General features: G+C 65.0%; 17 protein-coding genes and 2 pseudogenes. 10 read left to right on the plus strand and 9 right to left on the minus strand.

What is annotated here, in order from left to right:
* Window positions 1-3 precede the first annotated feature (3 nt).
* From queA to lpdA, 4 genes and pseudogenes are all read left to right on the plus strand, one after another.
* Window positions 4-1,062 (plus strand): tRNA preQ1(34) S-adenosylmethionine ribosyltransferase-isomerase QueA, encoded by a 1,059-nt coding sequence (gene queA, locus PAF18_RS01385; protein ID WP_271116862.1) that lies wholly within the window; start codon window positions 4-6, stop codon window positions 1,060-1,062.
* Window positions 1,059-2,300 (plus strand): annotated as a pseudogene (locus tag PAF18_RS01390) (MFS transporter); the annotation flags it as partial. The gene queA and the pseudogene PAF18_RS01390, both read left to right, overlap by 4 nt.
* Before the next feature lie 333 nt (window positions 2,301-2,633).
* Window positions 2,634-3,221, plus strand: coding sequence for a DUF924 family protein (locus PAF18_RS01395; protein WP_271116863.1), 588 nt, complete (start codon window positions 2,634-2,636; stop codon window positions 3,219-3,221).
* A gap of 39 nt (window positions 3,222-3,260) precedes the next feature.
* A complete protein-coding gene (gene lpdA / locus PAF18_RS01400) occupies window positions 3,261-4,652 on the plus strand; it encodes a dihydrolipoyl dehydrogenase (protein ID WP_271116864.1) in 1,392 nt (463 codons plus the stop codon).
* Between the two features lie 142 nt (window positions 4,653-4,794).
* On the opposite strand, the pseudogene PAF18_RS01405 reads toward lpdA, so the two are convergent.
* A pseudogene (locus tag PAF18_RS01405) lies at window positions 4,795-5,076 on the minus strand (GFA family protein); the annotation flags it as partial.
* Window positions 5,077-5,160: 84 nt separating this feature from the next.
* Here PAF18_RS01405 and uvrA point away from each other — a divergent pair.
* The 4 genes from uvrA to PAF18_RS01425 all read left to right on the plus strand — a co-directional run bounded on the left by uvrA (window position 5,161) and on the right by PAF18_RS01425 (window position 11,050).
* Window positions 5,161-8,028 (plus strand): excinuclease ABC subunit UvrA, encoded by a 2,868-nt coding sequence (uvrA, locus tag PAF18_RS01410; protein ID WP_271116865.1) that lies wholly within the window; start codon window positions 5,161-5,163, stop codon window positions 8,026-8,028.
* Between the two features lie 175 nt (window positions 8,029-8,203).
* Complete coding sequence (locus PAF18_RS01415) at window positions 8,204-8,995, plus strand: L,D-transpeptidase (RefSeq protein ID WP_271116866.1); 792 nt, start codon at window positions 8,204-8,206, stop codon at window positions 8,993-8,995.
* A 135-nt stretch (window positions 8,996-9,130) separates the two neighbouring features.
* Window positions 9,131-10,027 (plus strand): hypothetical protein, encoded by an 897-nt coding sequence (locus tag PAF18_RS01420; protein ID WP_271116867.1) that lies wholly within the window; start codon window positions 9,131-9,133, stop codon window positions 10,025-10,027.
* A 126-nt stretch (window positions 10,028-10,153) separates the two neighbouring features.
* Complete coding sequence (locus PAF18_RS01425) at window positions 10,154-11,050, plus strand: lytic transglycosylase domain-containing protein (RefSeq protein ID WP_271116868.1); 897 nt, start codon at window positions 10,154-10,156, stop codon at window positions 11,048-11,050.
* Between the two features lie 128 nt (window positions 11,051-11,178).
* Here PAF18_RS01425 and PAF18_RS01430 read toward each other — a convergent pair whose 3' ends face one another.
* The 5 genes from PAF18_RS01430 to fsa all read right to left on the minus strand — a co-directional run bounded on the left by PAF18_RS01430 (window position 11,179) and on the right by fsa (window position 16,242).
* Window positions 11,179-12,651: an ABC transporter substrate-binding protein gene (locus PAF18_RS01430; RefSeq protein WP_271116869.1), complete on the minus strand. Its 1,473-nt coding sequence runs from the start codon at window positions 12,649-12,651 to the stop codon at window positions 11,179-11,181.
* 169 nt (window positions 12,652-12,820) lie between these two features.
* The gene (locus PAF18_RS01435; protein ID WP_271116870.1) at window positions 12,821-13,510 is read right to left on the minus strand and encodes a CDP-alcohol phosphatidyltransferase family protein; all 690 of its coding nucleotides are present in this window, start codon (window positions 13,508-13,510) and stop codon (window positions 12,821-12,823) included.
* Between the two features lie 455 nt (window positions 13,511-13,965).
* Window positions 13,966-14,895: a tyrosine recombinase XerC gene (locus PAF18_RS01440; RefSeq protein WP_271116871.1), complete on the minus strand. Its 930-nt coding sequence runs from the start codon at window positions 14,893-14,895 to the stop codon at window positions 13,966-13,968.
* A gap of 4 nt (window positions 14,896-14,899) precedes the next feature.
* Window positions 14,900-15,592 carry a DUF484 family protein gene (locus tag PAF18_RS01445; protein WP_271116872.1) on the minus strand — a complete coding sequence of 231 codons (693 nt, stop codon included), beginning with the start codon at window positions 15,590-15,592 and terminating at the stop codon, window positions 14,900-14,902.
* The gene (gene fsa, locus PAF18_RS01450; protein WP_271116873.1) at window positions 15,589-16,242 is read right to left on the minus strand and encodes a fructose-6-phosphate aldolase; all 654 of its coding nucleotides are present in this window, start codon (window positions 16,240-16,242) and stop codon (window positions 15,589-15,591) included. The genes PAF18_RS01445 and fsa overlap by 4 nt, the downstream gene beginning before the upstream one ends.
* 125 nt (window positions 16,243-16,367) lie before the next feature.
* Between fsa and PAF18_RS01455 the strand changes: the two genes are divergently transcribed.
* Complete coding sequence (locus tag PAF18_RS01455; protein WP_271116874.1) at window positions 16,368-18,557, plus strand: primosomal protein N'; 2,190 nt, start codon at window positions 16,368-16,370, stop codon at window positions 18,555-18,557.
* Between the two features lie 198 nt (window positions 18,558-18,755).
* Here the strand turns inward: PAF18_RS01455 and PAF18_RS01460 are convergent, their stop codons facing one another.
* Window positions 18,756-19,208, minus strand: a complete 453-nt coding sequence (locus tag PAF18_RS01460; protein WP_271116875.1) for a nucleoside deaminase — start codon at window positions 19,206-19,208, stop codon at window positions 18,756-18,758.
* A gap of 109 nt (window positions 19,209-19,317) precedes the next feature.
* Between PAF18_RS01460 and PAF18_RS01465 the strand changes: the two genes are divergently transcribed.
* Entirely contained in the window at window positions 19,318-20,952 is a 1,635-nt protein-coding gene (locus PAF18_RS01465; RefSeq protein ID WP_271116876.1) for a pseudouridine synthase, read from the plus strand.
* Here the strand turns inward: PAF18_RS01465 and hemP are convergent, their stop codons facing one another.
* Together hemP and PAF18_RS01475 are read right to left on the minus strand one after the other, a co-directional pair.
* Window positions 20,953-21,129 carry a hemin uptake protein HemP gene (gene hemP / locus PAF18_RS01470; RefSeq protein WP_271116877.1) on the minus strand — a complete coding sequence of 59 codons (177 nt, stop codon included), beginning with the start codon at window positions 21,127-21,129 and terminating at the stop codon, window positions 20,953-20,955.
* 88 nt (window positions 21,130-21,217) lie between these two features.
* On the minus strand, window positions 21,218-22,177 hold the full coding sequence (locus PAF18_RS01475; protein WP_271116878.1) for a zinc ABC transporter substrate-binding protein: 960 nt from the start codon (window positions 22,175-22,177) through the stop codon (window positions 21,218-21,220).
* Window positions 22,178-22,234 lie beyond the last annotated feature (57 nt).

The raw sequence follows: 22,234 nt of genomic DNA on the forward strand, positions 1-22,234 counted from the left end.
CGAATGAAGCTGTCTGATTTCGATTTCGACCTGCCCGAAAACCTGATCGCGACCCGCCCCGCGCGGCCGCGCAGTTCGGCGCGTCTGCTGGTCGCAGAGCAGGGTGGAATCGCGGACCGCATCGTGCGCGATCTGCCCGACCTGCTGATGCCGGGCGATCTTCTGGTGCTCAATGATACCAAGGTGATTCCGGCCCGGCTCACCGGTCATCGGACACGCCAGACCGCTCAGGGAGATGCCACTGCGAAGATCGAGGTCACGCTGCTGGAACCGGCAGCTTCCGGCTGGCGGGCGCTCGCCAAGCCGCTGCGCAAGCTGAAACCGGGTGAGACGATCCGCTTTGGCGAGGCGCTGTCGGCAGTTGTGGCCGATATCGGAGAGGCCGAGCTGCGCCTGGAATTTGACGCGGAAGGCGCGGCTCTGGACGCGGCGCTCGATCAGGTCGGGGCGATGCCGCTGCCACCCTATATCGCCGCGCAGCGCGCGCCCGACGCCGCCGACCGCGAAGATTATCAGACCGTCTGGGCCCGCCGCGCCGGCGCCGTAGCCGCCCCGACCGCGAGCCTGCATTTCGATGCGCCGCTGCTTGATGCGCTGCGCGCGCGGGATGTGCGCTTTGCCCATGTCACGCTGCATGTCGGCGCCGGCACCTTCCTGCCGGTCAAGGTCGAGGATGTGACCACCCATCGCATGCATGCCGAGTGGGGCGAGGTCAGCGCCGAGGCCGCGTCCGCCATCAACGCAGCCCGCGCCGCCGGGGGCCGCATCATCCCGGTCGGCACCACCGCGCTGCGTCTGATCGAATCAGCGGCCGACAGTGACGGGCAGATCCACCCCTTCGCCGAGGCGACGGATATCTTTATCTATCCCGGCTATCGCTTCCGCGTCACCGACGCGCTGATGACCAATTTCCACCTGCCGAAATCGACGCTGCTGATGCTGGTTTCGGCGCTGATGGGGCAGGACCGTATACGCAATATTTACCGCCACGCGGTAGAGCGCGGTTATCGCTTCTTTTCCTATGGCGATGCCTCGCTGCTTATCCCCGAGAGAACCGAATGATCACTGTTTTGCGCTCGACCTGGCCGCTGTTGCTGGGGATCATGCTGCTTCTCGTCGGGAACGGGATGCAGGGCACCTTGCTGGGGATTCGCGGCGGCATCGAAGAGATGTCGACGGACCGGCTGGCCGTGGTCATGTCGGCCTATTTCGGCGGCTTCCTTCTGGGCAGCCTGATCGCGCCCGGCATGATCCAGAGGGTCGGCCATGTGCGTGTCTTCGCGGCACTGGGCTCGCTGATCTCGGCGGTGCTCATCATGTATGCGGCGCTGCCGAACTGGATCATGTGGTCGCTGCTGCGCCTGCTGATCGGCTTTTGTTTTTCGGGCGTCTATATCACGGCGGAAAGCTGGCTGAATGCCTCGACCGGCAATGAAAAGCGCGGTCAGGCGATGTCGCTTTACATGATCGTTCAGATGATCGGACTGGTCAGCGGTCAGGTGCTGATCAATTTCGGCGACCCGAGCGGCTATATGCTTTTCGTGCTGCCCTCGGTTCTGGTGTCGCTGGCCTTCACCCCGATCCTGCTGTCGGTGCAGCCCGCGCCGGCCTTCGGTGCGCTGAAACGGATGAGCTTTCTGCGGCTTTATCGGGTGACTCCGCTCGGCTGCATCGGCGTTTTCATCATGGGCAGCGTGTTCTCGGCGCTGCTCGGCATGACCTCTGTCTGGGGCACGATCGAGGGGCTGAACGTGCGCGACATCTCGGCGGTGGTCGCGGCGATCTATCTGGGCGGGCTGGCCGCGCAGTTTCCGATCGGCTGGCTGTCCGACCGGATGGACCGGCGTCAGCTGGTGCTGCATCTGTTGCTGGTCGGGGTGGTGGCGGTGACGCTGGTGCTCAGCCTCGATTTCGGGATCTGGGGAATCATCGTCGCCGCGGCTGTCGCGGGTGGGGTGGCGAACCCCGTCTATGCGTTGCTGTTGGCCCATGCCAACGACCTGCTCGACGCAGACGACATGGCGGCGGCATCGGCGGGGCTGATGTTCCTGAACGGGCTCGGCGCGGTCGGCGGCCCGCTGATCGTGGGCCGACTCATGGCGATTGTCGGGCCGGACGGTTACTGGATCTATATCGGCCTGCTGATGTCCATCCTCGCTGCCTATACGGGCTGGCGCATGTTGCAGCGCGAAAGCGCCGCGGCGAGTGAGACGGGCGGCTTTGCGGTCATCACACCCTCGGCGAGCCCGGTCGCGGTCGAGTATAACTTCGAAGCCGCACAGATCGACGAACAGGCCGAGAGCGATCCCGTCGCCGCGCCGGAACCCGATGACGGCTATGGCCCCGCCGACAGCCCGGATGAGGATCTCGTCGCGCCTGAGGATTACGGCGCCATCGGGTCCGGTATGCGGGCCGAGGACGGGATTGAAGATGACGAGGACGGGCTGGCGGACGAGGATGATGATGATGGCGCCGAGGGTGACGCCCCCGGCCTAGACATGCCGGGCGACGAGGCGCCCGGAGATCTTCGGTAAAAGCGGGCCGCCCAGGCGCGGGCTTCTGCCCGGCGCCGAAAACCCGCTTGCGGAGCGCGCGTCACGCTGCAACCATGCCCCAAAAGGGGGGGACCGCCCATGACGCCGCAAAAGGTGACGCCGCAAGAGGTGAACGAATTCTGGCTGAACGAGGTCGGCCCGAAAGGGTGGTATAACGCCACCGACGAGCTCGACCAGCAATGCCGCGACCGGTTTCTTCCCGCATGGGAACGCGCCGAGGCGCTGAGCGCGGAATGGCAGGGCACGAGTGAGGGGGCGCTGGCCGCGCTGATCCTCACCGATCAGTTGCCGCGCAACATGTTCCGCGACGATGCGCGCAGCTTTGCCACCGACAAGCTGGCGCGGCGCATCGCCTCGGCCGCGCTCGACGCCGGTTTCGATCTGGAAACCGAAGAACCGGCGCGGCAATTTTTCTATATGTCCTTCATGCATTCCGAGGAAATGGGCGACCAGAACCGCGCCGTTTCCCTCTTCGAAGAACGGATGCCCGGCGACAATATTCGCCATGCCAGGCTGCATCGCGACGTGATTGCACGCTTTGGCCGCTTTCCCTGGCGCAACGCCGCACTTGGCCGCGAAACCACCCCGCAGGAGCGCGATTTCCTGGATAAGGGCGGCTACGGCGCCATGGTGCAGGGGCGGCTGTCGCTTGCTGATGACGGGTAATTGGTTTAACGCTGAACTAAATTTTCCCAGGAGTATCGCATGGCGCAGAATTTCGATGTGATTGTGATCGGGGCCGGACCCGGCGGATATGTTGCAGCCATCCGTGCCGCGCAGCTCGGGCTCAAGGTCGCCTGTGTGGAGCGTGAGCATCTTGGCGGCATCTGCCTGAACTGGGGCTGCATCCCGACCAAGGCGCTGCTGCGCTCGGCCGAGGTCTACCATCTGATGGAACGGGCCAAGGATTTCGGTCTCTCGGCGGAGAATTTCGACTATGATCTGGACAAGGTCGTGGAGCGCTCGCGCGGGGTGGCGAAGCAGTTGACCAGCGGTGTCGGTCATCTGCTCAAGAAGAACAAGGTCACCGTCATCATGGGCGAGGCCACCATCCCTGCCGCCGGAAAGGTGAGCGTCAAGACCGACAAGGGCAGCGAAGACCTGACCGCAAAGAACATCATCCTTGCCAGCGGCGCGCGCGCCCGCGAACTGCCGGGGCTGGAGCCTGACGGCAAGCGGGTCTGGAACTACAAGCACGCGCTCAAGCCGCCGCATATGCCGAAGAAACTGCTTGTGATCGGCTCTGGCGCGATCGGGATTGAATTCGCCAGCTTCTTCAACACGCTCGGCGCAGACACCACCGTCGTCGAGGTGATGGACCGCGTGCTGCCCGTCGAGGATGCCGACATCAGCAAGCTGGCGAAGAAGCAGTTTGAAAAGCAGAGCATGACGATCATGGAAAAGGCGACGGTCAAGTCGCTGGACCGCAAATCCGACAAGGTGACCGCCACGATCGAGACGAATGGCAAGACCGAAAAGCTGGAGGTCGACACGGTGATCTCTGCGGTCGGGATCGTCGGCAATGTCGAAAATCTCGGGCTTGAAAAGCTGGGCGTGAAGATCGACCGCACCCATGTCGTCACCGACGAATATTGCCGGACAGGGGTGGACGGGCTTTATGCCATCGGCGACGTCGCCGGTGCGCCCTGGCTTGCCCACAAGGCCAGCCATGAGGGCACGATGGTGGCCGAGATGATCGCGGGGCAGGATGTGCATCCGATCAAGCCGAACTCGATCCCGGGCTGCACCTATTGCAACCCGCAGGTCGCTTCGGTCGGTCTGACCGAAGCTCAGGCGAAGGAACAGGGTTACAAGGTCAAAGTCGGCCGCTTCCCCTTCATCGGCAACGGCAAGGCCATCGCGCTTGGCGAATCCGAGGGGCTCATCAAGACTGTATTCGATGAAAAGACCGGGGAACTTCTGGGCGCGCATATGGTCGGCGCCGAAGTGACCGAGCTGATCCAGGGCTATGTCGTCGGCAAGACGCTGGAAACCACCGAGGCTGAATTGATGGAAACCATCTTCGCCCATCCAACCCTGTCCGAGATGATGCACGAATCGGTTCTGGATGCGTATGGGCGCGCCATTCATTTCTGATATGTGGCGCTGCCATGTGTATCGAAAGGGCGGTGGGGTTTTCCCGCCGCCCTTCTACGTTACGCGCTCGCGCCATCGACCATTTGGGCGAGAGGCTGCGCGCCTCGACGCCGTCGAGGCAGTTGACGTTGATCGCGTAGACGACCTGACCGTCCTGTTCACCCCTCGCATAGGTTTCGATGCCGCAGGTCGGGCAGAACCGATGTGAAACATTTTTCTTGTTGAACAGATATTCCGTCGTCGGCCCGTCCCTGACCATCGAGACAGCCGATTCAGGCAGGAAAGTCAGAACCCAGCCTAGCCTTCGGCAGCGTGAGCAATTGCACGCATTCACCTGATCCAGATCCGCATCGACCTCGAACGCGACGGCGCCGCATTGGCAGCTTCCCGAATAATGCTGAACAGCCATTTCACCCTCCTGCATGTTCTGTTAATGTTCTAACAGCTTGTGCTTTCCGGCTCCATGACTATCTGATGCGACTGGGGCCAGAACCGGCGGGACATGTCCATGGAACAGAAGTTCATCGAAATTCGCGGTGCGCGCGAACATAATCTCAAAGACGTGGATATGGATATTCCGCGCGATCAGCTGGTGGTCATTACCGGGCTGTCGGGGTCGGGAAAATCCAGCCTTGCTTTCGACACGATCTATGCAGAGGGGCAGCGCCGCTATGTCGAAAGCCTGTCGGCCTATGCGCGGCAATTTCTCGACATGGCGGGCAAGCCGGATGTGGACCATATCAGCGGTCTTTCCCCTGCGATCTCTATCGAGCAGAAGACGACCAGCAAGAACCCGCGCTCGACCGTCGGCACGGTGACCGAGATTTATGACTATCTGCGCCTGCTTTTCGCCCGCGTCGGCACGCCCTACAGCCCCGCCACCGGCCTGCCCATCGAGGCGCAGCAGGTGCAGGACATGGTCGACCGGATCATGGCGATGGAGGAGGGGACGCGCGGCTATCTTCTGGCCCCCATCGTGCGGGACCGGAAAGGCGAGTATAAGAAGGAATTCCTCGAACTTCGCAAACAGGGCTTCCAGCGCGTCAAGGTCGATGGCGCGTTCTACGAGATCGACGAACCCCCCGAACTGGACAAGAAATACCGCCATAATATCGACGTGGTGGTCGACCGTCTGGTCGTGCGCGAAGGCATGGAAACCCGGCTGGCCGATTCGCTGCGCACCGCGCTCGATCTGGCCAGCGGCATCGCCATTCTGGAAACCGCGCCGACCGAAGGCGAGCCGGAGCGCATCACCTTCAGCGAGAATTTCGCCTGCCCGGTCAGCGGCTTCACCCTGCCGGAAATCGAGCCGCGGCTGTTTTCCTTCAACGCGCCAATGGGGGCCTGCCCGGAATGTGACGGGTTGGGGGTCGAGCTGTTCTTCGACGAACATCTGGTTGTGCCGGATCAGGCGCTGTCGATTGCCGGCGGGGCGCTCGCGCCCTGGGCCAAGTCGAAATCCGCCTATCTGACCCAGACCGTCAACGCTCTGGCGAAACATTACGGTTTCGACAAGAAAACCCCGTGGCGCGATCTGCCCGAGGCGGTCCGCAAGCTGTTCCTCTATGGCTCGGGCAAGGATGAGATCAAGTTCCGCTTCGACGATGCCGGTCGCATCTACGAGGTCACGCGCCAGTTCGAGGGCGTCATCCCCAACATGCAGCGCCGCCTGCGCGAGAGCGACAGCAACTGGGTCCGCGAGGAGATGGAGCGGTATCAGAACAACCGCCCCTGTCAGGTCTGCAACGGCTATCGCCTCCGCCCCGAGGCGCTCTGCGTCAGGATTGCCGACCATCATATCGGCCAGGTGGTCGAGAAATCCATTCACGAGGCGCTCGACTGGATCACCGGCGCGCCGAACCATCTCGGCAAGCAGAAAAACGAAATCGCCGTCGCGATCCTGAAGGAGATCCGCGAGAGGCTCGGTTTCCTGGTCAATGTCGGTCTGGACTACCTGACGCTCAGCCGCGCGGCGGGGACGCTGTCGGGTGGCGAAAGCCAGCGGATCCGGCTGGCAAGCCAGATCGGCTCGGGGCTGACCGGGGTGCTGTATGTGCTGGACGAGCCCTCGATCGGCTTGCATCAGCGGGACAATGACCGGCTCATCACCACGCTGAAAGGGCTGCGCGATCAGGGCAACTCGGTGATCGTGGTCGAACATGACGAGGATGCGATCCGCAATGCCGATTACGTCTTCGACATGGGGCCGGGCGCGGGGGTGCATGGCGGCGGGGTCGTCGCCAAGGGCACGCCCGAGGAAATTGCCGCCGACACGGCCAGCCTGACCGGGCAGTATCTGGCCGGGATCCGTGAAATCTCCGTGCCGCAGGAACGCCGCGAGGGCACGGGCAAGGCCGTCACCGTCGTCGGTGCGACCGGCAACAATCTGAAGGATGTCACCGCCGAATTCCCGCTTGGCAAATTCGTCTGCGTCACTGGCGTGTCGGGCGGCGGCAAGTCCACCCTGACCATCGAGACGCTGTTCAAGACGGCGTCGCAGCGCCTGAACGGCGCCCGTCAGGCACCCGCGCCCTGCGAGACGATCAAGGGGCTGGAGAATCTCGACAAGGTCATCGACATCGACCAACGCCCGATCGGGCGCACGCCGCGTTCGAACCCGGCGACCTATACCGGCGCTTACGACCATATCCGCGACTGGTTCGCCAATCTGCCCGAATCGAAGGCGCGCGGCTACAAGCCGGGGCGGTTCAGCTTCAATGTCAAGGGCGGGCGCTGCGAGGCGTGCCAGGGCGACGGCGTCATCAAGATCGAGATGCATTTTCTGCCCGACGTCTATGTCGAATGCGAGACTTGCCACGGCAAGCGCTATAACCGCGAAACGCTGGAGGTGCTGTTCAAGGGCAAGTCCATCGCTGATGTGCTGGCGATGACCATCGAAGAGGCGCAGGAGTTCTTCAAGGCGGTGCCCTCGATCCGGCGCAAGATGGATGCGCTGATGCAGGTGGGCCTGGGCTACGTGAAGGTCGGGCAGCAGGCGACGACGCTGTCGGGCGGTGAGGCGCAGCGGGTCAAGCTGGCGAAAGAGCTGTCCCGCGCCTCGACCGGCAAGACGCTCTATATCCTCGACGAGCCGACCACCGGACTGCATTTCGAGGATGTCCGCAAGTTGTTGGAGGTGCTGCACCACCTTGTCGAACAGGGCAATACGGTGGTGGTGATCGAGCATAATCTCGACGTTATCAAGACTGCCGACTGGATCATCGATATCGGCCCCGAAGGCGGCGATGGCGGCGGGCGGATCGTGGCCGCCGGCACGCCGGAAGATGTGGCCGAGGTGGCCGAAAGCCACACCGGGCGCTATCTCGCCCCGATGCTTCCGTCGCGTCCTAAAAGGCGCGCAGTGCGGCAAAAGTGACACGGATGCGCCTGAATGGTCGCATTTTGTTCAAATATAAGGGAACTCGGCGGCGATCCGCTTGCGTTCACATGCGTCGGAAGGCGATAGCTCGTAGGGATACGGCACGCCCCGCGCTGCCGAGCTGAAAGTTTGCGTCTCCGGTCTGCCCCGGGACGAAAGGAAGGAAGTCATCATGCGCATCATCCCCGTTGCGATTGCAGTTGCCCTGGGTCTCGCCGCCTGTGCACCCACCGCAGAAGTGCCCGCCGATAACATGGCCTCGGCGAAATTCGTCCCCTCTTATTACGAGGCCCGGACCGATACTGGCCCGAATGGCGAGCCTGTCGAGATCAAGGCCGTGAAGTCCGCCTATCTGAACGAGCGCACCATGCGCACGACCGTGCCCTATAACGGTCCCGAAAGCGCTGGCACCATCGTCGTCGATCCCTATGCGCGGCTGCTCTATTACGTGCAGGGCGGCGGGATGGCCGAGCGTTACGGCGTGGCCGTCGGCAAGGCCGGCAAGACACTGACCGGCGACGCGGTGATCCGCCGCAAGGTCGCCTGGCCAAGCTGGACCCCGACTGCGAACATGGTCGCTGAACAGCCTGAACTTTACGGCCCGCTGAAAGGCGGCGTCTCGGGGGGATTGGACAACCCGCTCGGTTCGCGCGCGCTGTATCTCTATCGCGGCGGCCGTGACACCTATTATCGGATCCACGGCACGATGGACCCGTCCTCGATCGGCAAGGCGACCTCGGCAGGCTGTATTCGCATGTTCAACCAGGACATCATGGATCTGTTCAACCGCGTGCCGGACAACACCCCTGTCCATGTCCGCTCGGCAGCTGAAAGCCGTCAGTATGAAGGCCCGGTCGTTGAATCGCCCGAAGGCTATGCCCTGCCGGTGGACCAGACCCCGGCGGCGACAACGACCACGACGGCGCCCGGTGTGAGCCCGGTCGAAAGCGCCGTGCGCGGCTGATCCGGCAACCGCAACCCGTTTGGAACGCCCCGACCGAAAGGCCGGGGCGTTTTCCGTTCATCCGCTGGATTTTCAAGGAACTTTCAATGACACGCCGTCTCGGCTATCAAGATTGAAAGCCACGCGAGGAGCGATATGCCCAATTTTTCCAAGGACGAGCAGAAGGTCCTGTCCGGGGACGAGCTTGAACTGGCCACCCGGACGCGCAGTCCAAAGGTTCGTGAACTGTCGGATACCGCGCTCTCGGACATCATCTCTCGGCTGAGCGAGTTTAGGGATACGCAGGCGACATCTGACGCGGGCGCCTCTGCTTCGGAGACGCAGCGCATGACCTTCCTGCGCGCCGCGCTGCGCCGTGCCAATGCCGAGCGCAACCGCCGCCGCAAGGCAGAGGGTTCGTCGACCAGCTCCGGCACCGCGAAGACGGCGCGCAAGACACAGCCCGGCGTATCTGGCAGGGTGGCCTCCCGCAGTGGCGGGCGTGGCCGCAGCGCAAAATCCGGCAGCGCCGCGAGCACGGACCGCAGGGGCAGCGGCGGACGCAAGGTTGCCGCGGGCAAAGCAGGCCGCTCAACGGCCGCGAAACCGGCCTCGCCTGAGGCCGCCGCCGCTACCGGTTCCGGGAAAGTCTCGTCATCGCGCGAGACTTCCCACACACCGGCTTCGAAGCCATCGCCGAGAGCCCGTGCAAAGGCACAGAAACGCGACGCCGATATTGCCGCCCCCGCCATCGCCGCCAGCCTGCTTCCGGCGGCAAAGGCCGATGCCGCAAGCTCCAAGAAGGGCAGGCGGAAAAAGGCGGCACCGGATGAGATCGACAAGCTGAAGGACAAGGCCGCGCGCCGCAGTGCCAAGGCCGAGAAGGCCGAAGCCAAGGCGAAGAAGGCCGCCAAGCAGGCCGAGAAGAAGGGCGGCAAGAAGCGCCGCAAGGCCGCTGAGGTTGCGCAGGAGAAGGCTGAAAAGGCGCAGCGCAAGCTCCGCAAGGTCACACGCCGCATCCGCAAGGCGTCGGCAAACCTCATGCCAAAGTAACCAGCCCGCAAACCGCGCGCGACGCAATCTCGCGGTTTCCCTGATCGTCCCGATTTGCTAATCGGGTGGCATCATGGGCAGGTACTGTGGATGCGGGTGGTGCGCCGGGTTCTGACGGCAATTCTGATGATGGCAATAACGGCGGGTCCGGCCGTGTCGCGTCCGGCGGTGGACGCCGTCGAAGGCCGCCCGCCCGAGCCCGAGGCAGAGGATAAGCGCTGCACGGCGGACGGGATCTATTGCATCTATCGCCAGAGCTATGTCGCCGATGTCTGCCGCAATATCGAACGCGCCGCCTCGCGCGAGGGGCTGGACAAGAATTTCCTCGCCCGCCTGCTGTGGAAGGAGAGCCGGTTTGAGCCGAGCGCGGTGTCTCCGGTCGGCGCTGAAGGGATCGCCCAGTTCATGCCCGGCACCGCCGATATCGTAGGATTGCACGATCCGTATAACCCCGCCGAGGCGATCCAGGTTTCGGCCAATTATCTGCGTCGCCTGCGCGATTTCTATGGCTCAATCGGGCTGGCGGCGGTGGCCTATAATGGCGGCGAGACGCGGGCGGCGCGCTTCCTGCAATCGGGCGGAACGCTGCCCTATGAAACCCAAGATTATGTCGAGGCGATCACCGGCTTCAATGCCTGGCGTTGGCGCGAGGACCCGCCCGGGCCGGACAAGCTTGACCTCCGGCTGGATGGAGACACGCCGTTTCTCGAAGCCTGCACCCGGCTCGCCGGAAATCGAGAGCTTCGCGAGTTCGGCGTCACCCCGCCGCCGGTCATGCCCTGGGGCGTCATCCTCGCCTCGCACCCGACCCGCGGCGGGGCGCAGCGTCAGATCAACCGGCTGAACCGCGCGCTCTCACCGATCCTCAACGGCAACCGGGTCAGCTATGTGCACCGCTCGCTGCGTGGCGGGGCGCGCAAGGTCTATACGGCGCAGGTCGGCTGGAACTCACGCGGCGAGGCCAACCGCTTCTGTCAAAAGGCCCGCGTGGTCGGCATACGCTGCATCGTGCTGCGCAACTGAGCCGCCATCGGCGCGCTTGCCTCGCGCGGTTCCTGTTGGTGGCGACCATGCGAAAGCCCCGCAGCGGCGACACGCTGCGGGGCTTCGATTTGGGCAATAGCAGTGATGCCGCGCCTTATCCGCGCGGATCACTCTGTCCAGCGGACCTGCGACAAATCATTCGCCGGGGTGGGGGAGTTCTGCCAGAGCCCTTCGATATTGGCATTCGCCACGCCTGTCTTGGCCAGCTGGAACAGATAGGCATTGGCATAATCATCCGCGATGATCGTCTGCGCCTCTTTCAGCAATTCCGAGCGCGCCGCCTCGTCCACGGTGGTATTCACCTCGGCCATGACCTCTTTCAGCGCGTCGTTGCTGTAGTTGAAATAGTAATCGTCGCGCGCATAGATCCCGATATCCATCGGCTCGACATGGCTGATGATGGTCAGGTCATAATCCTTGCCGGTATAGACCGTCTCCAGCCATTGCGCCCATTCCATATTGGTCGCCTCGGTCTCGATGCCGACGGCGCGAAGCTGCGCCGCCAAGAGCTCGCCGCCGCGGCGCGCATAGGGCGTCGGCGGCAGGGCGAGGCGCAGCGTCAGATCCTCGACCCCGGCCTCGGCCAGAAGCTCTTTCGCGCGGTCGGGGTCATAGGCGGATTGTTCGGTCAGATCGACGTAATCCGGGTGATGCGGCGCGAAATGCGTGCCGATGGGCGTACCATAGCCGAACATCGCGCCGTCGATCAGCTCTTGCCGGTTCACCGCATGGGCGATGGCCTCGCGGACCTTCACGTCGTCCAGCGGTGGCACCGCCTTGTTCATGGTCAGGATCGTCTCGCCCTCCGTGGTTCCGACGATCACCTTGAAGCGCGGATCGGCCTCGATCTGGGACAGGTTCTCGGGCGCCGGAAAGATCGGAAACGCATCGACATCGCCTGCCATGATCGAGGCGAAGGCGGCGCCGGGATCGGCGATGAAGCGGAAAGTGGCCGATTGCAGGGCGGGCTTCTCGCCCCAATAGCCGTCATAGGCTTCGATCTGGATCGAATCGCCCTGAGTCCAGTTCACGAAGCGAAATGGCCCGGTGCCGACGGGGTTCGTTGCCGCCTGATCGACCGAGGCTTCGTCCATGATGACGGCATCGCCCCAGGCCATCTTGAAGGGGAACATCGCATCCGCTGCCGAAAGCGTCACGCGCACGGTCTGCGGGTCCACCGCCTCGACCGAGGTGATCCCTTCGAACAGCGTCTTCTGCGCATTGGTCGAATCCTCGGCCCGCGCGCGGTCAAGCGAGAACACTACATCCTCGGCGGTGAACTCGGCGCCGTCATGGAAGGTGACGCCTTCGGCCAGCGAGAAGACATAGCTCTTGCCGTCATCCTCGACCTCCCAGCTTTGGGCGAGACCGGGCTGGATGGTGCCGTCCGGGCCAAAACGGGTCAGCCCCTCGAAGATATTGGCATAAACCACCTCGTCGATGGCGGCGGCGGCGTTGCCGGTCGGATCGAGGCTCGGCGGTTCCAACACCATGCCCAGCGTGATCGTGTCCTGCGCGGCAAGCGCGGGCGTGGCCATCAACGCAACGGCTGCGGTGGTGGTCTTCCAGTGGTGGAACATGCTTCCCCCCATAGCTTCGGTTCGGCGATGATAATGCTGCGAAATCCGTGCCTTTCAAGGGAATTCGCCCCGGCGGCCAGGCACGGGAAGGCACGGCGATGCAATGGGGCGCAGGAATTATTCTGTCAAAACAACACTCAAGGAAAGGAACCTCACTGGTTCAGAAGGGTCACTCTCGCTCGGTCATCTGCTGAATCGGCCCGGCCACGACCAGATAGATGCTGGTCAGCACCAGTCCCCAATTGGCCCAGCTTGCCGGGTGGAAATCGACCAGGATCGCCCAGAGCGCAAAGCTCACCCAAGCCGCGGCGACCGGCAGCGATAGCGCCCGCCAGCGCTTGGTGCGCACCGGATGGATGAATTTCACATTCGAGAACATCGCCACGGTCAGCAGGATCACGAGGATCAGGATAATCCAGAAATTCGGCTTCAGCGCAAAGAGCACCAGCACCAGCATATTCCAGCAGGCGGGGAAGCCGGCAAAGGAGTAATCCTTTGTTTTCATTCTCGTATCCGAGAAATACAGGACCGACCCATAGGTGATGACAATGATCGCGAACCATCCCGTCCAGCCCGGCAGCAGACCGGATTCGAACAGGGCGAAAGCGGGAATGAACACATAGGTGAGGAAGTCGATGATCATGTCCATGATCACCCCGTCATAAAGCGGCCAGTTCTCGGTCACCCGGTAGCGGCGGGCGAGCGGGCCGTCTACGCCGTCAACGACAAGCGCGACGAGAAGCCAGAGAAACATGGCGGACCATTTCTCTTCAACGGCGGCGAGCATGGCCAGCATCGAGAAAACCGCGCCGCTGGCGGTGAGAAGATGGACGGAGAGGGCTTTGACACGAAGATCCATCCGCGGTTTGTCGCATTGGCAGCATCGCCACGCAAGCGGGGTTTCGGTCCGCACCATGTGCACACCGAGCGTAGACCGGGCGTGTGACGCGCCGCCGACGCGACCAGAGACGGGGCTGGGCAACAAGGATATGTTGCCTGAGGCGCGCAGACAACTTCGCCGCGTTCAGGGGCGCGGGTCCGACGCCAGTTTCTGACGCCCCGCGCGCCCGAAGCAAATCTCTTCGTCGATATCCAGTTCCACTGAATGGGCCGTGGGACGCGCGGTCTTCGCTCTTGGCGGGGATCGGATGCGCCCGAAAGCAATGCCGCACCACGGTCTCGCCGCGGTGGCGGAGCCGATGGGGAGGATCAGGAGGCTGCCGAGCAGGCTCGGCGACAGGTCGGGAATGATCTCGATGCCTTCTTGCGCGGCGAGTGCGTCCGGGACATTGGACCTAGGGTCGGGGCCGCGCCTCAGCGCCGGGGATGGGCCTTGCGATAGACCTCCATCAGCCGGGCATCGTCGACGCCGGTATAGACCTGCGTGGTCGACAGGCTCGCATGGCCCAGCAATTCCTGGATGCTGCGCAGATCGCCGCCCGCCGACAGAAGATGGGTGGCAAAGCTGTGCCGCATGGCGTGAGGCGTGGCGCTGGGCGGCAGGCCGAGCGACTGGCGCATCCGGGCCATGGCACCCGAAAGCACGCCTGCGCGCAACGGTCCCCCGCGCGCGCCGTGAAACAGCGGGCCGTCGGGTTTCAGCGGCCAGGGGCATAATTCGAGATAGGCGGCGATGGCGTCGCGCGCGGCGGGAAGGACCGGCACCCGGCGTTCGCGCCCGCCCTTGCCGGAGATGGTCAGCGTCTCGGGTAGCGGCCAGTCGCGCCCCTCCAGCGTGAGCGCCTCGGAGATACGCAGCCCGCACCCGTAGAGCAGGGTCAGCACGGCGGCGTCGCGCGCCGAAATCCACGCGTCCGGGTGGTGATGCCCGGCATGGTCCAGCAACTCGCGCGCCTGATCCGGGGCGAGCGGGCGGGGCAGCGAACGCTGATATTTCGGCATCCGCGCCGAGAGCGCCGCCGAGAGGTCATAACCTTCGCGATCCGACATCCAGCGCAGGAAACTGCGGATTGCCGACAGCCGCCGGGCGAGAGAGCGGGCCGACAAGCCGCGCGCCCGCTCGCTCGCCGAAAAGCCGCGCATGTCGGATTGGGTCAGTAAGCCCAGAGATTTCGGCGTGGCCGCCGCGCCGTGATGGCCGCCGAGAAAGGACAGAAACGCGATCACATCGTCCCGATAGGCGGTGATGGTGTGGTCGGAACGGTCGCGCGTCCCGGCCTCGCCGCTGAGCCAGCGCGCCACCGCATCCGACATGGCGGGCGACAACGCGAGCGGCGCGCTCATCCTTTCAGTCCTCGAGCCAGCGCAGCAGGATCAGCCGGAAGGCCTGGCCGAAGAAGCGCAGCAGGTCGGTGGCCTGTGCGGCGGTAAAACGGCCCGGCTCGTCCGAGCCCATGAGCAGCATGGCAGGCATCCTGGTCGGGCCGAGATCAAGCGGGATCAGCGCCTCGGAGGCGACCGGCGTGCCGTGCAGCCCGGCGCTGATCTTGGAGGCGCGGCGCAACATCACCTCGCCCGAGTTCTGCCCGCGACGGCCTGCGGCGATGGCGCGGGCCACGGTTCCGGCAGGCACCATGGTCAGCGGCCCGCCCATTTCCGGCGCGCCTTCCTTGGTCGCGGTCTCCATCACCAGCACCAGCGTATCGACCCGCAAAATGTCGGCGAGATCGGTCTGCATGTTCTCAAGAAAATCGTCGAAGGTGACGGGCTGCAGCAGTGACAGCACGGCGCGGTGGATGGTGTTCATCCCCGACTGGTTTTCATAGGCCGCCGAGATCACCGTCTCATGCGCCGATTCCAGCCGGTCGAGCCGCGCCTCGAGCGCCGCCATGGCGCGGCCGCGAATGTCGATGACATTCTCGCCCACGCCTTCCTCATGCGCACCGACAATCGCGCGCATCAGGTCCCGGTCCATGAGGATCGCGCTGGGATCCTCCATCAGCGCCTCGCGCTGTTCAGGGGTCAGCGAGGTGTCGCTCATCCGATCTTCTGTCCGGTCTTTTCCCAGTCGGCGTTGAACTGCGCCAGCCCCTTGTCGGTCAGCGGGTGGGTGGCCATCGACTTGATGACATTGGGCGGCGAGGTGATGACATCGGCGCCGATCCGGCCCGCTTCGATGATGTGATTCACCGAGCGGATCGAGGCGGCGAGGATCTGCGTGTCATAGCCGTAATTGTCGTAGATCTCGCGAATGTCGGCGATCAGCTCCATCCCGTCCAGATGGATGTCGTCCAGGCGGCCGATGAACGGGCTGATGAAGGTCGCCCCGGCCTTCGCGGCCAGAATCGCCTGCGCCGGAGAAAAGCACAGCGTGACATTGACCATATGGCCCGCATCCGACAGGGCACGGCAGGCCTTCAGCCCGTCCCAGGTCAGTGGCACCTTCACCGCGATATTATCGGCGATCTTGGCCAGATGCTTACCTTCGCGGATCATGTCGTCGGCCTTTTCGGCCACCACCTCGGCCGAAACCGGGCCCTCGACCATATCGCAGATTTCGCGGGTCACTTCCTCGATGTCGCGCCCCGCCTTGAGGATCAGCGAGGGGTTGGTGGTCACGCCATCGACCATGCCCAGATCGTTCAGCTCGCGGATGGCATCGACATCGGCGGTATCGACAAAGAATTTCATGGCGCTCTCCTGCATTGCGTCTGGCGGAGTGATAGCGCATCGGCGCCGGTGCGGGAAGCACCGGGCGCTTGTTTTTCGCGCGGTCTCGGGCCAAGTCTGCCGGGACTTCGTGTGAAGGGCAGGACGTGAGTTTCTACGAGGAAGGCCAGAGGATCGGTGTGCTGACGACCGAGCCGGTCTGGCTGCTGGATTATCTGGCGCCGGAGGGCGGCGTGGCCGAGGGGCAGATCGTCATCTGCCCGCTGGGTCCGCGCCGGGTGATGGGTGCCGTCTGGGGGCCGGGCGAGGGGGCCTTTGACGCGGCGAAGCTGCGCGCGGTGGCGCGACTGGTCGATGCCGCGCCGCTTTCGCCGGAACTGCGCGATTTCCTCAGCCGCGCGGCGGAATACACGCTGACGCCCTTGCCGATGATGCTGCGCATGGCGATGCGCGCGCCGGATCTGGGCAAGCCTCCGGCCGAACGGAAGATCATCCACCGCGCCGGGCCTCCGCCCTCGCGCATGACCGAGGCGCGTCAAGCGGTGCTGCGCGTACTGGACGATCACGGCGGGGCGGGCTTCGCGCCCTCCGAGCTGGCGCAGATGGCCGGGGTCGGGACCAGCGTGGTCAAGGGGCTGGTCGCAGCCGGCACGCTGGTCGAGGTCTCGGCGCCGCGCGACATGCCCTATCCGAAGCTGGACCCCGATCTGCCGGGCAAGGCGCTGGCCCCGGATCAGGCCGAGGCGGCGACCGCGCTGCGCGAGGCGGTAGCCTCGGACGGCTATGGCACCACGCTTCTGCGCGGGGTGACCGGATCGGGCAAGACCGAGGTCTATCTGGAGGCCGTCGCCGCCTGCCTGCGCGCCGGGCGGCAGGCGCTTGTCCTGCTGCCCGAGATCGCGCTCTCTGCCGAGTTCCTCGACCGGGTCGAGGCGCGGTTCGGCGCGCGGCCCGGCGAATGGCATTCCGGCATCAGCCGGACCGAGCGGCGGCGGCTGTGGCACATGGCCGGGCAGGGCGAGGTTTCGCTGGTGGTCGGCGCGCGGTCCTCGCTGTTTCTGCCGTTCCGCGATCTGGGGCTGATCGTGGTCGATGAAGAGCATGATTCATCGTATAAACAGGAAGATACGGTCTATTATTCAGCCCGCGACATGGCGGTCCTGCGCGGGGCCGGGGCTTCTGCGCAGGTGGTGCTGGCCTCGGCCACGCCGAGCCTTGAAAGCTGGGTGAATGCGGGGTCGGGTAAGTATAAGCGGCTGGATCTGCGGTCGCGCTATGGCGAGGCGGAACTGCCCGAGATGGCGACGATCGATCTGCGCGCCGAAAAGATGCCGGGCGGGCAGTGGATCTCTCCGACGTTGGCGCAGGCGGTCGAGGCGCGGCTGGCGCGGGGCGAGCAGTCGCTGCTGTTCCTGAACCGCCGTGGCTATGCGCCGGTGACGGTCTGCCGGGCCTGTGGCGAACAGATCGGCTGTCAGCAATGCGATGCGCGGATGGTCGAGCATCGCTTCCAGAACCGGCTGGTCTGCCATCAGTGCGGCGAGTCGCGGCCCATTCCCGCCGAATGCCCGTCCTGCGGGGTCGAGGGCCGGCTGGCCCCGGTCGGGCCGGGGGTCGAGCGGCTGGCCGAAGAGGTCGCGGCGCGGTTTCCCGACGCCAGGGCCACGGTGCTGTCCTCGGATCTGTTCGGCTCGGCCCGAGCGATGAAAGAGACGATCGCCGAGATCGCAGAGGGCGATACGGAGATCATCATCGGCACGCAACTGGTTGCAAAAGGGCATAATTTTCCCCGGCTGACGCTGGTCGGGGTGATCGATGCCGATCTGGGTCTGCAAGGCGCCGATCTGCGCGCCGCCGAGCGGTCGTTTCAGCTGATGCGGCAGGTGGCGGGCCGCGCGGGTCGCGTGGCGGGGGATCGTCCGGGGTTGGCCTTGTTGCAGACCCATCAGCCGGATCATGCTGTCATCCGGGCGATCCTTGCCGGGGATGACGAGGGGTTCTGGGATGCCGAGGCGGCGATGCGCCGCGAGGCCGGAATGCCGCCATTCGGGCGGCTGGCGGGGATCATCCTGTCGCATCCCGATGCCGCGACGCTGGCCGATTTCGCCCGGCATCTGGCTGGCCGCGCCGCCCCGATTGCCGAGGCGGGGGCCGAGCTTTGGGGGCCCGCGCCCGCGCCCATCGCGCGCATCCGGGGGCGGCACCGGATGCGGATGCTGATCCGTGCGCCAAGGCAGGCGGCGTTGCAGAAGGCGATCTCGGACTGGCTGGGGCCGGTGAAGCTGCCGGTGAATATGCGGCTATCGGTGGATATCGATCCGCAGAGTTTTCTTTAGATCGCCGCTGCAAGCCCGCCCGGAATCAAGGCGCGCAGCGCCGCCGGGCAGCGTCCGGCCGCCCCCTCGGGCGGACGCTTCCTGGCCGGTCCACGCAGCGTATCCGTTCGGCGGAGGTGAGGAATAAAGCGAAACGCCCAGAGGCCGGTGCGCCCACCCGGCGGCTAGACGCCGCCCTCTGAAAGAGATATATGTGTTTCAACGCCGTGCCTCGAAAAATTCACGCAGGATCGACCGGCTTTCCTCTGCGGCGATCCCGTCATGGATATGGGGACGATGGTGGCACTGCGGATGCTCGAACAGCCGCGCGCCGTGGCGCACCCCGCCCATGCGGGGGTCGTCGGCGCCGAAATAAAGGATCTCGATCCGTGCCGCGGAAATGGCGGCGGCGCACATCGGGCAGGGTTCGAGCGTGACCCAGAGCCGGTGGCCGGGCAGACGTTCCGAGCCGCGTGCCGCGCAGGCGGCGCGAATGGCGAGGATCTCGGCATGGGCGGTCGGGTCGCTGAGCTCGCGCGTGCGGTTCCCGGCCTGTGCGATCACGCGGCCCGCCGGATCGGTCAGCACCGCGCCCACCGGCACCTCGCCACGCGCCGCAGCGGCGCGCGCCTCGGCAAGTGCGAGCGGCATGTGAGAGATAAACCCGGTCATCGCCGTCTTCTCGCATGGCGGCGCCCGGTTGTGGAAGTTCTTTCATTTGCGCGGCACTCGGCGTATCACACCCTCTTTCGCCGCAGCGATGCGTCACAGGAGAATCGCCATGACCGACCAGCCCAATCCCGACAAACCCGCCGAAGCCGACCGCATCGCCAAGGTGATCGCCCGCGCGGGGCTCGCCTCGCGCCGCGAGGCCGAGCGCATGATCGTCGAAGGCCGCGTGACGGTGAACGGCAAGAAGATCGACAGCCCCGCGCTCGATGTGCTGCCCTCGGACAAGATCACCGTCGACGGCAAGAAGCTGGAGGAACCGCAGGAAACGCGGCTCTGGCTGTATTACAAACCGGTCGGGCTGGTCACCTCGGAGAATGACGAGAAGGGGCGGCAGACGGTGTTCGACGCGCTGCCCCGCGATCTGCCTCGGGTGATGTCGGTGGGGCGGCTCGACCTGAATTCGGAAGGGCTGCTGCTGCTGACCAATGACGGCGAGCTGAAGCGGCGGTTGGAACTGCCGGAAACCGGATGGCTGCGGCGCTATCGGGTGCGGGTGAACGGCCAGCCCAACGATCTGACCTTCGCGCCGCTGCGCCGGGGGGCCGAGATCGACGGCGAGGAATTTGCCCCGATGGAGATCAAGCTGGACAGTCAGCAGGGCGCGAATGCCTGGCTGACCGTCGGCATCCGCGAGGGCAAGAACCGCGAGATCCGCCGCGCCATGGCGCATGTCGGCTTGCAGGTGAACCGGCTGATCCGCATCGGTTACGGCCCGTTCAAGCTGACCGGGCTGGAAGCCAACGAGGTGCGCGAGATCAAGCGGCGTGTGCTGCGCGACCAGCTTGGCGGCTTGCTGACCGGCGAGGCCGAGGAAAAGGATCGGCCCTTCCGCGAGCGCGGTGCCGATGAGGATCGGCGCGGTGCGCGCAGCGATGATCGCCGGGGTGGCGGTCGTGACGATGGCGGGCGCAATGATCGTGACCGCATGGGCGGACCGCGGAAATTCGGCGGACGCCGCCCGGACGAGGCGCGTGGACCACGCGAGGATCGCGAGACCGGCAGAGGTTTTGCCCGCCGCGGCGATGGCGACAGGAAGCCCTATGCAAGCCGCGAAGACGGGGACCGCAAACCCTATGCACGCCGCGAGGACGGGGACCGCAAACCCTATGCCCGCCGCCACGATGGCGGGCAAAAGTCTTACCATAGCCGTGATGAAGGCGCGCGGGGTCGGTTCGGGGCGCGGGACGGTGCCGCCGGGGCCGAGGGGCGCGAGCGGCGGCGCTTCGGAGAAGGCGAAGACGGCGCGCGCAAGCCGCGCCATAAGCGCGGCACAGATGACCGCCCGGCGCGGGACGGTGCCCGCGGATCCGGCCGTAGCGGTGCAGGCGACGGCGGGCCGCGTGGCGGAAAGAACTTTGAAAAACGCAGCGACAAGCCGTTTACGCGGCGCGACGGATCATCTCGGGCCGATGGACCCCGTGGTGATCGGCCCCGCACAGATGGCCCCCGTGGCGATCGCCCGCGGGCTGCGGAAGGCGGCAAGGGGCCGCGCCGTTTCGGTTCAGAGAATGCGGATCGGCCAAAGCCGCGCCGCGGGGCCAAGCCCACCGGCGGCGGGCCGCGCCGTGAGGGCAAGCCGGGTCCGAGACCGGGCGGCAAGCCCTCGGGCCGGCCGGGTGCCCCGCGTGGAGGAAAACCCGCCGGCGGCAAGCCGGGCGGCGGGCCGCGCCGCCCGAAAAGCTGACTACTTCGTCAGGATCAGCTTGCCCGCGCGGGTGATGCGCAGATTATAGACCTGTTCGTTCAGCACGATGAGCGCCTGATTGCCGCCTTGCGTCAGGGCGGTCGCGTCATGTGCGGGCAGGTTGTTCACCGGGGTCACGCTGACATTGCTGAACTCTGCGGGGCGGGTCGCGGTCATGGTCTGTCCTCGTTTCTGCATATTCGTTGATGCGTCAAAGACACTCTGCGCGACCCGTCATGGAGGGTCAAAGTATTTTTGTCGGAAATTAATTTTCCTCTGTTTCACAGGCGATGATCCGCTCAGCCAGCCCGGTGAGAAGATCATCGTAAGCATTTGATCCCGATTTTCTTTCGGCTCCGTTTGGCGAGAGCAGCTCGCCCATGCGCAGGCCGGTGCCCTCGATGGCGGTGGCCAGCAGGCGCGGCGACTGGGCCATTTCGGGGAATGCACAGACCGCGCCCGAGGCGGCGATTTCGTCGCGAATCCTGGTCAGCCGCGCGGCAGAGGGTGCCGTTGCATCGCCAAGCGCGACGGGGATCGCGTCGGGCAGGCCGAAATGCTTCGTGAAATAGCCATAGGCGTCATGGCCGGTTACGAAGGGCCGCGCGGGCAGGGCGGCGAGACGCTCGGTCAGCGTGGCGTCGAGACGGGCGATGCGCTGCTGCGCGGCACCGGCATTTTCCCGATAGGTTGCGGCGTTTTCGGGGTCGAGCGCCGAAAGACGTTCGGCAATGGCGCCAACCCATGCCGCGCCGTTATCCGGGTCGAGCCAGGCATGCGGGTCGAGCATTGTTTCGCCTGTTTCGGCGGAAGCATCTTCGTCGCCGTGATCGTGATCGACATGCGCATGGCCCTCGTGGTCGTGGCCGGCGGCGAAGTCCCGCGTGGCTGTTTCGGGGAGGTGGAGCAGGGTCAACCGGCGCGATTCGTCGAGCTGCCCGGCGGCTTCGGAAAGCCATGGGGTCAGTTCGGGTCCGACCCAGATCAACAACCCGGCCTCTTGCAGTTGCCGCGCCTGGCTGGGGCGAAACTGGAAATCATGGGGATCGGCATTGCGGTCGAGAAGCGTCGTTGCCTCGCCCAGATCGCCGATCACCTGTTGCGCGAGCGCTGCCGTGACCGGGCTGTCGGTCACCAAAGCAGGCGGCGCGGCGGCGGCGGGTGCCGCCAGCATGAGCGCGAGGGGGGCGGCAAGAAAGACGAGGCGGGCGGGACGCGGATTCATCGGAGCTCCTTCTTGAGAATGCCGCGGAAAACTGTATGTAATAACGTAACACGTCAA

The sequence above is a fragment of the Paracoccus sediminicola genome, assembly GCF_027912835.1.
Classification (GTDB): domain Bacteria; phylum Pseudomonadota; class Alphaproteobacteria; order Rhodobacterales; family Rhodobacteraceae; genus Paracoccus; species Paracoccus sediminicola.